Here is a 15977-nt window from a genome sequence, read left to right as displayed (position 1 = left end):
TCAAACCCTAATCGCCAATATTTCCCGCCGACTCCGCTGGTAGGCGCGCACCTTTCGCCGGCGTTTATATCCTGGCTGATTCCCTTCAGGTGACGGGACCCTTTGTTCAAAGCAGTTTTTGTCAGAATCAATCCTCTTTGCTCTCGTCCGCTTCAATTTCACACAACAGGGGATGCTCATTCTCTTGAGCGAACTGATTGACCTGTGCAGCCTTTGTCTCCGCTATATCCCGAGTATAGACACCGCACACTGCTTTTCCCCGTGTGTGAACCTGCAACATCAACTGTGTGGCGCGCTCCCGGTTTACTGAAAAAAACAACTCCAAAGTTTCAACAACAAAATCCATGGGGGTGTAGTCATCATTGAGCATAATGACCTTGTACATCGGCGGCCGCTTCAGCTGCGGCGGCGCCTCCTCAAGGGCCAACCCACCATCGAAGTCATCCAGGTAAGGGTTGTCTCCATCGGAATCACTGGAGCTTAGTTTAATGATTAGCGAAGTACTCATAACAATTATCAATGAATTCTATCGAGCCTGAAAATTGCAGCTAATGCAACCTTCAATGACGTGACATTGTAACCTTATTTGACGTTTGACACAGCGGTCAGCGGGGAACCTTGACAATCCCCCAGCTGTTGACTACAAGAGGTAGTGACCGCTACATCAAACGTTAGTCGCAGATAGGATCGCAGCCGACTAACCAGCAGGTCAAATAAATATAAAAACTCTGTAAGGTGGCCAGGGGCCACTCAGGCAATTAGAGGGAATCGTTATGCCTACCGGTACTGTAAAGTGGTTCAACAACGCTAAGGGATATGGGTTTATTCTTGCAGATGAGGGAGGGGAGGATCTGTTCGCGCACTATTCCGCAATTCAGATGGAAGGCTACCGAACCCTGAAGGCCGGCCAGCAAGTCACTTTCGATATCATTCGAGGAGACAAGGGCTACCACGCTGCCAACATTTCTGCACTAACCACTGAGACCACGCCAAACACGGCTGACTCCGATGCAGTGCACACAGAAAAATCCAGGGAGAAGGAAGCGGAAGCTGTCGGCTAAACAAGCCCAGCAAACAGACAATAAAAAAGCCCTTCACCAAAATGAAGGGCTTTTTTCATGGGGTTCGGGCCAGCTTAAAGCAAACCCGACCTCACGAGTGCGGCTTACGCCATGTGCTTGATAACTTCGTCACCAAACGCAGAACAGGACTTCAGCTCAGCACCGTCCATCAGACGCTCGAAATCGTAGGTTACGGTTTTGGCTTCGATAGCACCTTCCATACCTTTGATTACCAGGTCAGCAGCTTCGTTCCAGCCCAGGTGACGCAGCATCATCTCAGCAGAAAGAATCAGGGAGCCCGGGTTAACCTTGTCCTGGCCAGCGTACTTAGGCGCAGTACCGTGGGTTGCTTCAAACAGGGCAACGTCGTCGGACAGGTTTGCGCCCGGAGCGATACCGATACCACCAACCTGTGCAGCCAGTGCGTCAGACAGGTAGTCACCGTTCAGGTTCAGGGTAGCAATTACGTCGTACTCAGCCGGACGCAGCAGGATCTGCTGCAGCATAGCGTCAGCAATTACGTCCTTAACAACGATTTCCTTGCCAGTCTTCGGGTTCTTGAAGCTGTGCCAAGGACCGCCGTCCAGCGGCTGAGCGCCAAACTCGTCGCGAGCCAGCTCGTAACCCCAATCAGCGAAGGCACCTTCGGTGAACTTCATGATGTTGCCTTTGTGTACCAAGGTTACAGAATCGCGATCCTGGTCCACAGCGTACTGGATAGCCTTGCGCACGAGACGCTTGGTACCTTCTGCAGAAACCGGCTTAACACCGATACCACAGTTCTCAGGGAAACGGATCTTCTTAACACCCATCTCGTCCTGCAGGAACTTGATAACTTTCTTAGCTTCGTCAGTGTCAGCTTTCCACTCGATACCAGCGTAGATATCTTCGGAGTTTTCACGGAAGATAACCATGTCTACCTTGTTCGGCTCTTTAACCGGAGAAGGTACACCGCTGAACCAGCGCACCGGGCGCTGACATACGTACAGATCCAGCTCCTGACGCAGGGCTACGTTCAGGGAACGGAAGCCGCCGCCTACTGGAGTGGTCAGGGGGCCTTTGATGCTAACAACGTAGTCTTTGATCGCTTCCAGAGTTTCAGCCGGGAACCAGTCGCCAGCGTAAGTCTCTGCCGCTTTCTCACCGCAGTAGATTTCCATCCACTCGATTTTCTTTTCGCCGCCGAAAGCTTTTTCTACAGACGCGTCGATCACCTTGCGCATTACCGGGGTGATATCCACACCGATGCCGTCACCCTCGATGAAAGGAATAACCGGGCGATTCGGAACATTCAGCGAACCGTCGGAATTGACTGTAACTTTTTCGCCGTCTGCCGGCACTTGGATATGACCCATATTGCGTAAACTCCCAAAATTCTATGACTTTTTAGGTCCAGCGTTGCTTGCACCGCTCCCCCGGGACCTTAGGGCGGGGATGAAAAACGGCGGGATTATAGCAGCCTCGGCTAATTTTTGTAGTTGGATTACAATACTCAATTTTTCTTATGGCAAAGATTATTCTCCTCAACAAGCCTTTTGGCGTATTAAGCCAATTTACAGATGATCAGGATCGCGCCACTTTGGCTAACTTTATCCAGCACAAGGGATTCTATGCGGCGGGCCGCCTGGACTACGATTCTGAAGGATTACTACTACTGACTGATGATGGAGCGCTACAACATCAAATCAGTCACCCCAAGCGGAAAATGCCCAAGACCTATTGGGCCCAGGTGGAGGGTGACATTACTGATGATGCCCTTTATATGCTCAGGCAAGGGGTCGACCTGAAGGATGGCCGAACCGCACCTGCCAAGGCCAAGCGCCTGCCTGATATGGAGCCCTGGCCTCGCACACCGCCAATTCGCGAGCGCAAATCGATCCCAACCAGCTGGCTGGAGCTGACTATTTCCGAGGGGCGAAATCGCCAGGTAAGGCGGATGACTGCGGCGGTAGGCTTCCCTACCCTGCGGCTAATTCGGGTGGCGATAGGCAGCTGGAAGCTCGACGTATTAAAGCCTGGCGAATATCGAACGGAAGAGGTTTTTAGCGCTCCCAAGCCCCGAACAAAGCCGGCAAATAGCCGCAATCGACCGCGCCGAAAGCGATAATCTATAACGGAAGATCAAAGCGGTCTTGGTCAAACGGGGCGTTCGCAGGTAAAATTCGCCCCCCTTTCATACCAGTGAAGTAGTGACTGTCCTTCTTATGCCTGATTCCACCCACAACAAACAGCCAAAGCGCGTCATCGTCGGTATGTCCGGCGGTGTGGATTCCTCTGTAGCCGCACACCTGCTGATCCAGCAGGGCTATCAAGTGGAAGGCCTGTTTATGAAAAACTGGGATGAAGACGACGGCACAGAATACTGTACTGCCAAGGCGGACCTGGCGGATGCCCAGGCAGTTTGTAAGAAGTTGGGCATCAAGTTGCACACCGCCAATTTTGCTGCGGAGTACTGGGATCACGTATTCGAGTACTTCCTGGCAGAGTATAAAGCCGGGCGCACTCCCAACCCGGACATCCTGTGTAACCGGGAAATCAAATTTAAGGTCTTTCTTGAGTACGCCGAAGTGCTGGGTGCCGATGCAATAGCCACCGGGCACTATACCCGTCGCCGCGATATCGATGGCCGCACCTATTTATTGAAGGGCCTCGACGGCAACAAAGACCAGAGCTACTTCCTGCACGCGGTGGGAGAAGCCGAATTTGCCCGCTCGCTCTTTCCCTTAGGGGAGCTGGAGAAGCCCGAGGTTCGCCGTATCGCTGAAGAAAACGGCTTTATCACCCACAACAAGAAAGACAGCACCGGCATCTGCTTTATCGGCGAGCGCCGCTTCAAGGATTTCCTCGAGCAGTACCTGCCCGCCCAGCCCGGCGATATGGAAACCCCAGAGGGTGAAGCCATGGGGCGTCACGCGGGCCTGATGTACCACACCATTGGCCAGCGCCAGGGGCTCGGTATTGGTGGCGTCAAAGGTGCTGGCGAACAGCCCTGGTATGTTGTCGGAAAAAACCTGGAGCGCAATGTCTTGATTGTGGCTCAGGGTGCACATCATCCCCTGCTTTATGCAACGGGGCTGGAAGCAACACAAACCCACTGGATTAATGGCGCAGCACCGGGCAAAACCTTCCATTGCCAGGCCAAGACCCGCTATCGCCAACCAGATCAGGATTGCACCGTGCACCTGCAGGACAATGGCGATTTGGTTGTAGAGTTCGACGAGCCACAACGCGCAATCACACCGGGACAATCTCTGGTACTGTACGATGGAGAAACCTGTCTAGGTGGTGCGGTGATCGAGAAAGCCACGGGAATTGGCGCCGCAGTACCGGAAAAATACAAGAAAGATTAAGGAGTAATTTTGAATAACTGGCGGGATCAGGCACTGGCACTGGCAGGAATATTCCAATCCGCAACACTGGTGGAGCGCCTGGCCAAAACAGGCTCTGCACCGCAGGAACAGCTGGAAACCGGGGTATATAGCCTCTTCCAACTAAACCCTGATCGCACTGAAGATATATTCGCCGGTGCTGACAAGCTGCTGCCCGGCTTAAAAGTATCGCAGCAAATACTAAAGACCCGGCAACACCCGGAATATACCGACGGTCTACGCTACGCCCTCTCGGTGATCTACCTGCAGCGACAACTCAGCAAGAATAATGACCTGCTATCAATCATTGGCAGCCGATTGGATAAGGCCAAGACTCAAGCAGAGCACTTCGAGCTGACTCACGAGAATGTATTTTCCAACCTCGCCAGCATCTACAGCGATACGCTAGGTACCTTCCGCTTCCGGATTCAAGTACTGGGTGACTTCAATTACCTGCAACAGCAGCGTATCGCCAACCAAATTCGCTCCATGCTATTTGCCGGCATCCGCTCGGCAACCCTATGGCGACAGCTGGGTGGGCGTCGCCTGCACCTTCTGTTCCAGCGCAAAAAGCTTTTGAATGCGACCAACAAATTGATCGCACATATCGAATCTATAGAACACTAATCCCGGAGATTTACTATGACAGTTGAGCTTTCCGCACTCACAGCGGTATCCCCTATTGATGGTCGCTACGAGAGCAAGACTGCCCCCCTGCGTGAAATTTTCAGTGAATACGGCCTGATCCGCGCCCGCGTTGAAGTGGAAGTACGCTGGCTGCAAAAACTTTCCGCACATAAAGAGATCGCCGAAGTTGAGCAGTTCGACGAAGCTGCCAACAAGCTGCTCGACAGCATTGTGGCCGACTTCTCCCTGGAAGATGCTGAGCGCATCAAGGAAATCGAGCGCACCACCAACCACGATGTAAAAGCGGTTGAATACTTCCTCAAGGATAAAATCAGCAGCAATGCCCAGCTGGCAAAAGTGAGTGAATTCGTACACTTTGCCTGCACCTCTGAGGACATCAACAACCTGTCCCACGCCCTGATGCTTCGCGCCGGCCGCGACAACGTCATGTTGCCTGCGATGGAAGCCCTGATTGACGCTATCGTAGGCCTGGCCCAGGAGTTTGCCGACGTCCCCATGCTGTCCCGTACTCACGGCCAGACAGCCAGCCCGTCTACTGTTGGTAAAGAACTTGCCAACGTGGCCGCGCGCCTGCGCCGCCAGGTAGCCCAGATTAAAGCGGTACCGCTGCTGGGTAAAATTAACGGTGCGGTAGGTAATTACAACGCTCACCTGTCCGCCTATCCCAATATTGATTGGGAGCAAAATGCTGAAGAATTCATTTCTTCTCTGGGTCTTAGCTGGAACCCCTACACCACCCAGATCGAGCCCCACGACTACATTGCTGAGCTGTTCGACGCTGTTGCCCGCTTTAACACCATCCTGATCGATTTTGACCGCGATGTATGGGGCTACATCTCCCTGGGTTACTTCAAGCAAAAAGTCGTAGCCGGTGAAGTTGGCTCCTCCACCATGCCGCACAAAGTTAACCCCATTGACTTCGAAAACTCCGAAGGCAATCTGGGTATCGCCAACGCCGTATTCCAGCACCTGGCCGCCAAACTTCCAGTATCCCGCTGGCAGCGCGACCTGACAGACTCAACCGTGCTGCGTAATATGGGGGTGGGTGCGGGCTATTCCGCCATTGCCTATGCCGCCACCATGAAAGGCCTGGGCAAACTGGAAATCAACCGCGAGCGCCTGGCGGAAGACCTGGATAATTCATGGGAAGTGTTGGCGGAACCGATCCAAACGGTTATGCGTCGCTACAACATTGAAGAGCCTTACGAAAAACTGAAGGCCCTGACCCGTGGCCAGGGTATCAACCGTGAAACCCTGAAAGTATTTATCGAGAATCTGGAGATTCCCGCAGAGGCCAAGAGCGATCTGCTGGAAATGACTCCGGCATCTTATATCGGTAATGCCGTGGAACAGGCTCGCAAAATTTAACCGAGCCCAGCTACCAGCCGCACCCAGTGCGGCTGGTCATCTTTTAAGAAATACAAAAGTACGCTGGATAGTTTTCGAACCTCAGAATATCCAGATACAAACCCCAGCCTTCTGACAGTGAGAGTTACCGTGGCCAGCCCCCTTACCCATCTTGGCGACATGCCCATCGAAGTTTTTATGCGTGACTACTGGCAGCAGAAACCCCTGCTGATACGCAATGCTTTCGCCAACTTTGAATCACCCATCTCGGGTGAAGAACTCGCAGGTATGGCCCTGGAGGAGGCGGTCGAGTCTCGCTTGGTATTGGAAAATGGTGAAAGTGGCCCTTGGGAGCTTCGCACCGGCCCATTCACTGAAGAGGATTTTCTCTCCCTCCCCAAAACCCACTGGACCCTGCTGGTACAAGCTGTCGATCAGTGGATGTCAGAAATTGCTGAACTAAAAGATTTCTTCCGCTTTATCCCCGAGTGGCGCCTGGATGATGTGATGATCAGTTACGCCGCCGATAAGGGCAGCGTTGGTCCCCACTACGATCACTACGATGTGTTTCTTCTCCAGGCCGAAGGCAAGCGTTTGTGGCAACAAGGCCCCAAGGTGGATGAAAGCAACCCCCGCCTTGAAGGAACCCCCCTCAATATCCTGAAAGAACTTGAAGCAGAAAACAGCTGGGTACTAGAGCCCGGCGATATGCTTTACTTGCCACCTCAATACAGCCATTGGGGGATAGCCGAAGGTGGGTGCACCACGATCTCTATTGGTTTCCGCGCCCCTTCCGCTGCGGCGATCCTCGAAGATCTCGCCGCTGAAATCGCTATGGATTTGCCGGACAGCCAGCGTTACACCGATGCCGGTGCTGAAGTGGCGAAAAACCCAGCGGAAATTGACCCCGCCTCTGTTGCCCGCCTGCAACAACAACTCGGCGAATGGCTGCAGCAGCCGGAGAAAATCGCCCAGTGGTTTGGCGCAATTATGACCGAAGCAAAATACCCGGATACTGTCGCCCTGGACGCTGACGATGCTGCAGACTGGCGTGAACAAATGCCCCAGGGAGCACAACTGGTTTTAAATCCCGCTTCCCGCACCGCTTTTTGCCGCGAGCCAGCCACATTGTTTGTTGATGGTGAAGCCTTCCCCTGCCCCCTGGCATTTGCCGAGCAATTTGCTGAATCCCGTGAAATATCCTGGGATGATATCGAAGACTTCCCGGAAATAGCCGAAGACAGCGGCCTTCTCGATCAGCTGGTTGCACAGGGCACCTTGATCTACCCTCCTGAGGATTTCTGAGATGCCAATAGCTATACGCCTAGCCGATTGGAACATTGACCGGGACGCAATTCGCTCAATACGCGAGGCCGTTTTTGTACAAGAACAACAGGTACCTGCGGATCTGGAATGGGATGATCAAGAGGAGACATCCCAGCACTTCCTCGTCTTCCGCGAAACAATCCCAGTTGCCACCGGGCGCCTCACCCAAGGCGGAAAAATTGGTCGTATGGCTGTGCAAAAGTCTTCACGTGGGAGCGGCATCGGGGCCCAGCTATTACAAGCCATCTGCGAGCAGGCGAAGGTACAAAACTTTCAGCAAGTCCATTTACATGCACAGCAACATGCTGAGGGGTTTTACTTGCAGGCTGGGTTTGAGGTGGAAGGCGACATGTTTTACGAAGCGGGCATTCCCCATATCAAAATGGTTCGCAGCCTGATTTGACCATTTTGAGGCCTGCCACCAGCAACCATATGACAGGCCCGGCCCCACCTCAACTCTCTACTGGGGCATAGCGCTTCTCGACAAAGTGAGCCAAAGGCGCTATCCCCAACACATACACTATCCAAAGCCCGAGCCCCCAATAGGGATTGAAAAGGGTCAACAAGCACGCCAGGATACTGGTACACAACATCACCATACTGACCACTAGTACACGGTGCGCGGATACGTTCGTTCGATTGGCAGCGACACACCACATACCCGCAATTGCTATAGCGGCCACCGCATAGCTTGCTGACAATAAGATCACTGACCAAACCTGGTCAGGGTATTCCCCCATCAAACTTGCTGGAAAGGGAATAAACGCCACCGCCCCCAATAACAAAAAGTTAAAACTGGTAAAGGCTACCGATTTAAATTGATGGTCCGACATCAGATGATTGTGGGTAAGCCACAGCCGACAGAGAATCGCAAAGCTCAGTATCCAGGAAAAAAAGTGGGGCAACTGCTGAAGAATATTGCTGTGGAAATCCTCGCCCGGCTTTATATCCTCCAGATCGGGAATCTGGATATTAAAAACCAACAGCGTCATAGCAATGGCAAAAACGCCATCACTCACGGCATTAATACGACTGGCTAGAAAAGACTTATGGCGCATCGATCATCATCAGACAAGCATAATGGCCCCCCAATAAAGCTTATTATTTGACCAACTCTTTTTCCGCACCCCTGGGCACATTACCCCCCCCTTTCTGATTACTTGTTTCGCGGGATTTCTCTAAATGGATAAATTAAACACCCTGATAACGACTTTGTAAGTGTATTCTTTTTTGCTATAGATTACTGGCGCATTAGTACCATCAATGGCGCCAGAACCAGCTCAGCAGCCCTCGCTACAGATACTATCTCTATATACAGATCCAAAATTTGGAACTCACCGATAAGCAGAGGATTCGCTTTATCAACACTCCCAAGACCCTGTTAGTCAAGAATGCCGAAATCCTGGTAACTATGGATAACTCCCGAAGAGAAATCGCAAACGGAGCTCTCTTTGCGGAGGATGGAATCATCACTTCTGTCGGCCCCACAAGCTGCCTGCCAGAGGAAGCAGACACAGTTATCGATGCCAGCAATCAGATTGTGCTCCCAGGGTTTATAAACACTCATCACCACCTTAACCAAACCCTTACCCGCAATCTCCCCCTCGCTCAAAACACAAACTTATTTACGTGGCTGCAGCTGCACTACCCCATTTGGGCACGCATCACCCCAGAAGCGTCTCGTACCAGCGCACTCGTGGGGCTCTGCGAGCTGCTTCTGTCAGGGTGCACCACAGTTTTTGATCATGCTTATTTATTTAAGAATGGCAATAATGTCGACGTGATTATTGAAGCAGCGCAAGATTTGGGAATTAGATTTCACGCCAGCCGAGGCTCCATGTCACAGGGCACTTCAATGGGAGGGTTGCCTCCTGACAATTGCGTAGAGAATGAAGAATTTATCCTGAACGACAGTATTCGCGTTATCGATCGCTATCATGACCCCAGCCATGGAGCCATGACCCAGGTAGCTCTTGCGCCCTGTTCGCCTTTCACTGTTTCAGAAAGACTATTAAAGGACACGGCTAGCCTGGCACGAGATAAAGGTGTAATGCTTCATACTCATATATGTGAAACATTCGATGAAGAACGACTTACTTTAGAGCACTTTGGCAAACGCCCTTTAGAGTGGATGGAAGAAATGGGCTGGCTAGGGTCAGATACATGGTTCGCCCATGTAGTACACATAGATACCCTGGAGATCCAAGCTCTGGCTCGTAACCAGTGCGGTATTGCGCACTGCCCCAGCTCAAATATGCGGCTTGCATCGGGAATTTCACCTATCAAGGATTTTCTAAATGCCGGTATCCGTGTGGGACTCGGTGTGGATGGCTCAGCCAGCAATGATGCATCCAATTTATTACTGGAGACCCGCCAAGCAATGCTTCTCAGCAGAGTTCGAATGGGATTACTCCCACCGGAGGGACCACTAAAGTACTCTCAACTCCCCCAATCCCATCCATTGCGCGACAAAGAGTGGATGACAGCGCGGGAGGCATTGGAATTGGCCACCATTGGAGGAGCCAGTGTCCTGAATCGTTCCGATATTGGCGCACTTGAAGTCGGCCGCTGTGCAGACTTTTTCACCCTTGAACTAAACACGATTAACTATGCCGGAAGCCTTTCAGACCCAGTAGCAGCTATCGTATTCCGGGCACCCCAAACCGCAAAAACTGTAGTTATTCACGGCCGCATTATTGTCCGAGATGGAAATATTACAACTATAGATTTAGAACAGGTTATTGAGGAGCATAACAACTGGAGCCTGAAATTGATTCGTGGTAGCTGATTCAAGCGGCAATTAAATTATGGCAGAGGAAAAGAAAAGATACACAGCTTGGATATTTGCGCTCATTTTCTTTGCTGCCAGCATTTCGAACTCAATCTTATTTGCACTTCTATCGCCAAATCTGGCTGCCGAACTCGATTTAAGTCATCATGCACTGGGGATTTTAGGCGGATATTATTTTATTGCTTACTCGATTGGCCAACTTGCACTCGGCTCGCTATTAGGCCCAATAAGTCCGCGATATTTATTGGGCGTATCGGCAATTTTTGCAGCTAGCGGCTGTGCAATTTTTGCCAGCAGCCACTCTTTCGGCTCAGCCCTTGCTGGACAATTGTTAATCGCCCTTGGTCTATCCAGCAGTTTCTTGGGAGTTGTTTACGTTATTGGGAGGGATTTACCCAGCCGGTTTTCGTTGATGGTCGCTATTAGCCAGGGGCTGTCAAACTTCGCGGCGGCCTCACTCTCTTTACTTTTCGGTGTCTTTGATGTGGAGGTTTCTTTTCGAGAGCCCTACTTTGCCGCAACCTTATTTCTTCTTTGCCTCGCTATACTGCTATTTCTCTTTATCGGCAGTCGCCAAAACTCAGTCAATACGATTCCAACAGAAAAATCATCACTCGCTGGCAAGCTAAAACTATGCGTAAAATCAAGGCCTTTTTGGTTGGCCTTCGTCTTCTATTCCTGCCTTTTCGGCGTAATTGTCGCCTATCTAGACTTATGGGATATACAGTTTCAAGTTGCTTTTTTTCGTAAAACGCCGGGAGAAAGTGCTCTATTTAATACTGCCGCCTCACTGGGTATTATTATTGGCAGCTTTATCGTTGGCGCTTGGTCTCAACATAGGGGCGATTACGTAATTCCAGCCAGAGTTTTTAGCTTCTCAGCAATTATCGCTGTTGCAATCTTATTGAGCATTCACTTGCCCGACTTCTGGACTCTGGCTGCAAATTTTCTCTTGGGGTTTGGCCTCAGCAGCGCCATCCTATCTCTTACAATAGTACAGTCCGAGCTTCCAAAGAAGGTCCATGCTTTTGCCTCAGCCCTAATCGTGACTGGAGGCTTTATTTTAGGAGGGATAATTCAAACCCTCATCGGACTCTCACTAGATCAAGATATAGAGTTCGCTTACATCCGCTCACTCAGTGATCTGCTAGCCAACTTTTTTGACTCTGTTCAACAACCAACAGAGGGATTCTACAAATACCAAGCGGGATTCCAGCTAATCGGCATTATCGTCATCGTAGGCTGCATCAGCAGCCTGCTTTTGAGTAGTAAAAAGCTACTCAAAAGGCGTAGCCCTAAAATCGGAAATTCGTAGTGCTAAGTCCGCCATTCGATGACCTAAATGTACAGCTGTAAGTCGGTCCAACTCATGAATTTCTCCAGCCCTTTCAGCGACAGCTACCAAGCCCGACTGACAGCCACCTCGGTTTCTACCCAGGGAATCTTGACTCGGTAAAATATCCAAGGGAACCCACAACATGCCCATTTGTGCAGCAAAGACCTGTTGTGTCCTGATGGTACCTAATTGATCACCGCTAAAATTACTGCCTACGGTGAATCCTGTAGCTAACTTATCCAACCAGCATCGATCTCCATAGCGCTCACTTGCTGCATCCATAAATGCTTTGAATTGAGCGGAGACAGTACCCATAAAGGTCGGCGAACCCATTACTATAGCTTCACATTGATCCAACTGAACTAATAATGACTGGTCTTTATAACGTCCTTGATCAATGCTCTCCCCTTGAACCTCAAGGGCAACACCGATGCACTTCTCTACCGTGTTAACCCCCTCCACCACAGACTCCGCAAGAGCTTTGCTGCAGCCAGATACAGAATGGTAAACAACACCTATCCTCTTCATATGACTCGCTCCGCTATACCGTCTAACTCAAATATCCGGCCTAACTTTTGATCAATTTCCCTGCCTGCTGGTACTTTTATCCCAAAAACATCTAGTAAAGTAGCCCGAAGCTCATCGACATCCGCCAACATGACAACACTCTTGGAGCCTAAAAGTGGCTGATAGCTTAACTGTCTATTGAAAAGTGTATGCCGTCCCTCTGGGAAAGACCGAGCGACAATCAAGTGCTTTACAAACCTGGATTCAGGATGCGTTGAACAATACCAATTACCAATTTTATAATCACCATGAGTTTTAGGTTTCAAGTCAAAGCTGTACATAGGTTGCCAACCACTATCGGTTGTGACCTCTAACAGGTAATCATCATCTATTAAAGTAAAGCGGTAAACACCGTGCGGTGTGCTCTGACGATCACTAGAATCTATATTCAATGGTGCAGTCAAAGTGTTACTGCCAAATCCAACATCGATCAGAAAGCGAGAACCCTCAAGTTCCACCATCAGGATCATGTGAGATTGGGCAGCTTGATGCCCAATAGGCATTTGCCAAAGAACCCGTGCCGCAAGGTCTGTAACTTTGAAACCCATTTGTCTAAGCGCGGCCCCTAACAAGGCATTATGTTCATAGCAATACCCCCCTCGTTTTTGCTCTATCAGCTTGGCCTCAATAGAACTCAACTCAATATTGACGGGGCTTCCCAAGAATGAAGTGGCATTCTCGAATGGAATAGTACGAACATGCTGGGTCACTAATGCCTGCAGGCACTTTAAGTTAGCAGCTGGCACTCCTTCAAAATTGATACGATCTAAATATTTCTGCAAATTAATACCAGGGATAGCCATCGTGAATTGCCTCATCTAATTCCAAATTCCCAAACAATAGAGGGCAGCTTAATACCTAAACCTAACTTTAGGTCAATAACTTTATTCGGCTCTTCTACACTGGTTATGATCTCAAGTGTACCTGGGCTAAAGCGCAGGGATTACTTAGCCACCACAGACCCGAATATCGCTAACAGAGCGAGAACAACCAAGGAGGACTTGGTGGAAATACTGTTTCTAGGGACATCATCAGGCACTCCGACCAAGCAGCGGAATGTGTCTGGTATTGGACTATTAGAAAGCCGGAAAAAGAACTGGTATTTAATCGACTGTGGAGAAGGTACTCAGCAGCAGATTCTACATACGAGCTTATCACTTAGTAGACTAAAGGCAATTTTTATTACCCATAAGCATGGTGATCACTGTTACGGGCTGCCCGGTCTACTTGGCAGCTCAGGGATGCAGCGAAGAACGGCACCACTGACACTTATTGCCCCTAGAGCCGTCTATGATTGGCTTTTATCAACTCAAAAAATCACCGAACTTTACATTCCATTTGACCTCAGTTTCATTCCCGTTGAAGACCTACCCCAAATAGACATAGGGCAGTTCACGATTACTACTACACAACTTTCTCATAGGGTGCCCTCCTATGCGTATAGTTTTACTGAAAGATATATTGAAACTACTCTAGATACGCAGAGATTACTCTCCTGTGACATCCCTAAAGGTCCCCTGTGGGGAAAATTAAAGGCGGGTATCGATATTGTTTGTCATGGTAAGGCATACAGCGCGGCCAACTTCATCCAGAAGCCGAGGCTCCCACGTAAGATTACTATTTGTGGAGATAATGATAAACCTGAATTATTAAAAAATACCTGTAATAACAGCAGTGTACTAGTGCATGAATCGACTTACGCAAAAAATATGTCCGCAAAAGCGAGCCGTGTAGGGCATAGTTTTTCTACTCAAATAGCCTCCTTTGCAGAGAGTATGTCAATACCAAATCTAGTTCTTACCCATTTCAGTACTCGCTATCAAAAAGAGCCTAATGCGCAATGCTCAATCGAGAAAATCAGGAGTGAGGCTCAATCAATTTACAGGGGACAACTGTTTTTAGCTGAGGACTTTATGCATCTAAAACTGGCAGAGTCAGGACTACTGACTCATAAATATATATAGCCCTCTTTACACCAAAATAGTCAATTGAAAAAACTGGACCAAATAGAAAAACGACTTCCTCTAAAAACTAGACTGAAATTCAAAGTCACAATACGACAAATGAACTTACGCTGTGGGGTAGAACCAAGTAAGCACGTTCAGTCACTAAGGTTTATAAACACCAACTTATCAAAAGGGCTATATGTATTTGGAGAGCCCCGTCAGGCTTGACCAGCAAGTCAATTGCCTTTTCACCGCCTCAAAACCACCATATATCTGGCCTGCTTACTACACAAACTAGCCGTGGCGTCGGAAAAGCAAGGCACTAGTTTGCACCTCCCCATTAAAAAGATATGTATCCTATAGGGGAAAGGAGAGAAATAAACCTATCCTAACAATAGGTAAATATATTAAATATTTTGCATCACATTAAAAACTCCCAAATGTCACAAACGTCACACTAATTACATCTGCCTGACCATTGTGAGGGGCTAATGACTCTAATTAGCCGCCCATTCTCCATTCCCAAAGACACAGAAAGTAGCTCTTAAATACGCCTTTACCGTATTATTCGACACATAAATCAAAAAAAAATCGAGGTACCCATGCAACATTTGGAACAGTGGACAAATTTCTGGCAACAAGGATTCCCCACCTCTTTTGCGCAAGTTCTACCCAATAGCTATATAGGAAAAACGGGAGAATATTGGAGATCCACAGTCTCTGGGTTACATCCCAACTCTAAAGTTCTCGATATTGCATGCGGTAATGGCGCAGTAGCTCTATTAATTGCAGATGAAGCATCAAAGTCTGGAAAACCACTAGAAATTCATGCCGCTGATGCAGCCAACATCACTCCCCTAGCAACTAACAAAAACCCTAGACATCAAGAAACCTTAAAGAAATTAAACTTTCATTCCTGCATGGAAATTGAAAAAATTCACTCACTTGATGAAAAATTCAGCCTGATCACTTCACAATTTGGCTTCGAGTATAGTAATAAAGTAGAGGCGGCAACAAGCATAGAAAAATCACTTGAGCCTGGGGGCATGTTTAAAGCGATATGCCATAAAACAAACTCCAAACCCTACAAAGATTGCTCAGATGAAGTTTCGGCCCACAAACTAGTCATCGAAGATTTAAAAATTTTAGAGAAAACTACATCTTTGATCCATGATTTTGAAGACACCCAATCCACTGAAAAAGCAAAAATAAAATTAGGAAATCCGCATACAGCCGAAAAATTAAAGCGTCTAATTGCATCCGTGGAAATGCTAATCTCCAAGCACCCAAAATCTGCAACAACCTTCTTTGTGCGAAACTCTCTAGAAAGCTTCCTACAAAAAAATTTAACATCCAGTAACGCCACAAAAGATAGATTTCTTTCTTTTTTTGATACAGAGCTGAAATATACAGCTTTAAGATCGCAAAACCAGCTAGATTCATCATTGTCAGATAGAGACATGAATAATCTTATAGCAGTATTTGAAAGACTAGGCATGCAACTACTGACGCGAGATGAATTCTACGACGAAAATAGCTGCACAGGCTGGAAAATTGAATTCCTAAAACCTTAAAAGCATCCGAAGA

16 protein-coding genes are annotated in these 15977 nt (G+C 48.9%); 11 read left to right on the top strand and 5 right to left on the bottom strand.

Annotation, left to right across the window (positions count from 1 at the left end):
- Window positions 1–127: 127 nt before the first annotated feature.
- The gene (gene clpS, locus ACJJIW_RS16200) at window positions 128–508 is read right to left on the bottom strand and encodes an ATP-dependent Clp protease adapter ClpS (RefSeq protein WP_282933076.1); all 381 of its coding nucleotides are present in this window, start codon (window positions 506–508) and stop codon (window positions 128–130) included.
- Window positions 509–773: 265 nt separating this feature from the next.
- Here clpS and cspD point away from each other — a divergent pair, with 265 nt between their 5' ends.
- Window positions 774–1061 carry a cold shock domain-containing protein CspD gene (cspD, locus tag ACJJIW_RS16195; protein WP_282933077.1) on the top strand — a complete coding sequence of 96 codons (288 nt, stop codon included), beginning with the start codon at window positions 774–776 and terminating at the stop codon, window positions 1059–1061.
- Window positions 1062–1165: 104 nt separating this feature from the next.
- On the opposite strand, the gene icd is transcribed toward cspD, so the two are convergent.
- Complete coding sequence (gene icd / locus ACJJIW_RS16190) at window positions 1166–2416, bottom strand: NADP-dependent isocitrate dehydrogenase (RefSeq protein WP_020415259.1); 1251 nt, start codon at window positions 2414–2416, stop codon at window positions 1166–1168.
- A 149-nt stretch (window positions 2417–2565) separates the two neighbouring features.
- Between icd and ACJJIW_RS16185 the strand changes: the two genes are divergently transcribed.
- The 6 genes from ACJJIW_RS16185 (at window position 2566) to ACJJIW_RS16160 (ending at window position 8153) form a co-directional block, all read left to right on the top strand.
- Entirely contained in the window at window positions 2566–3168 is a 603-nt protein-coding gene (locus ACJJIW_RS16185; RefSeq protein WP_282933078.1) for a pseudouridine synthase, read from the top strand.
- Between the two features lie 97 nt (window positions 3169–3265).
- A complete protein-coding gene (mnmA, locus tag ACJJIW_RS16180; RefSeq protein ID WP_282933079.1) occupies window positions 3266–4411 on the top strand; it encodes a tRNA 2-thiouridine(34) synthase MnmA in 1146 nt (381 codons plus the stop codon).
- 6 nt (window positions 4412–4417) lie between these two features.
- The gene (gene hflD / locus ACJJIW_RS16175; protein WP_353057064.1) at window positions 4418–5056 is read left to right on the top strand and encodes a high frequency lysogenization protein HflD; all 639 of its coding nucleotides are present in this window, start codon (window positions 4418–4420) and stop codon (window positions 5054–5056) included.
- A gap of 15 nt (window positions 5057–5071) precedes the next feature.
- Window positions 5072–6445 (top strand): adenylosuccinate lyase, encoded by a 1374-nt coding sequence (gene purB / locus ACJJIW_RS16170; RefSeq protein ID WP_282933081.1) that lies wholly within the window; start codon window positions 5072–5074, stop codon window positions 6443–6445.
- Window positions 6446–6574: 129 nt separating this feature from the next.
- Entirely contained in the window at window positions 6575–7729 is a 1155-nt protein-coding gene (locus tag ACJJIW_RS16165) for a JmjC domain-containing protein (RefSeq protein ID WP_444935717.1), read from the top strand.
- A gap of 1 nt (window position 7730) precedes the next feature.
- Complete coding sequence (locus tag ACJJIW_RS16160; protein WP_282933083.1) at window positions 7731–8153, top strand: GNAT family N-acetyltransferase; 423 nt, start codon at window positions 7731–7733, stop codon at window positions 8151–8153.
- A 49-nt stretch (window positions 8154–8202) separates the two neighbouring features.
- Here the strand turns inward: ACJJIW_RS16160 and ACJJIW_RS16155 are convergent, their stop codons facing one another.
- Complete coding sequence (locus tag ACJJIW_RS16155; protein WP_444935716.1) at window positions 8203–8808, bottom strand: TMEM175 family protein; 606 nt, start codon at window positions 8806–8808, stop codon at window positions 8203–8205.
- Window positions 8809–9077: 269 nt separating this feature from the next.
- On the opposite strand from ACJJIW_RS16155, the gene ACJJIW_RS16150 reads away from it, so the two are divergent.
- Together ACJJIW_RS16150 and ACJJIW_RS16145 are read left to right on the top strand one after the other, a co-directional pair.
- Window positions 9078–10538 carry an 8-oxoguanine deaminase gene (locus ACJJIW_RS16150; protein WP_444894071.1) on the top strand — a complete coding sequence of 487 codons (1461 nt, stop codon included), beginning with the start codon at window positions 9078–9080 and terminating at the stop codon, window positions 10536–10538.
- Window positions 10539–10557: 19 nt separating this feature from the next.
- A complete protein-coding gene (locus ACJJIW_RS16145; protein ID WP_444935715.1) occupies window positions 10558–11856 on the top strand; it encodes an MFS transporter in 1299 nt (432 codons plus the stop codon).
- On the opposite strand, the gene ACJJIW_RS16140 is transcribed toward ACJJIW_RS16145, so the two are convergent.
- Together ACJJIW_RS16140 and ACJJIW_RS16135 are read right to left on the bottom strand one after the other, a co-directional pair.
- Window positions 11818–12405, bottom strand: coding sequence for a flavodoxin family protein (locus tag ACJJIW_RS16140; protein WP_444894073.1), 588 nt, complete (start codon window positions 12403–12405; stop codon window positions 11818–11820). The two genes, ACJJIW_RS16145 and ACJJIW_RS16140, sit on opposite strands and share 39 nt — an antisense overlap.
- The gene (locus ACJJIW_RS16135) at window positions 12402–13247 is read right to left on the bottom strand and encodes an arylamine N-acetyltransferase family protein (protein ID WP_444894074.1); all 846 of its coding nucleotides are present in this window, start codon (window positions 13245–13247) and stop codon (window positions 12402–12404) included. The genes ACJJIW_RS16140 and ACJJIW_RS16135 overlap by 4 nt, the downstream gene beginning before the upstream one ends.
- A 201-nt stretch (window positions 13248–13448) precedes the next feature.
- Here ACJJIW_RS16135 and ACJJIW_RS16130 point away from each other — a divergent pair, with 201 nt between their 5' ends.
- Both ACJJIW_RS16130 and ACJJIW_RS16125 read left to right on the top strand, forming a co-directional pair.
- Window positions 13449–14408, top strand: a complete 960-nt coding sequence (locus tag ACJJIW_RS16130; protein WP_282933089.1) for a ribonuclease Z — start codon at window positions 13449–13451, stop codon at window positions 14406–14408.
- A 584-nt stretch (window positions 14409–14992) separates the two neighbouring features.
- Entirely contained in the window at window positions 14993–15964 is a 972-nt protein-coding gene (locus tag ACJJIW_RS16125) for a class I SAM-dependent methyltransferase (protein ID WP_282933090.1), read from the top strand.
- The last annotated feature ends 13 nt before the right edge of the window (window positions 15965–15977 follow it).

Source organism: Microbulbifer maximicatervae (SeqCode) (assembly GCF_052467815.1).
Note: the sequence above shows the minus strand (reverse complement) of the source record. Positions and strands in the feature narration are given on the sequence as shown.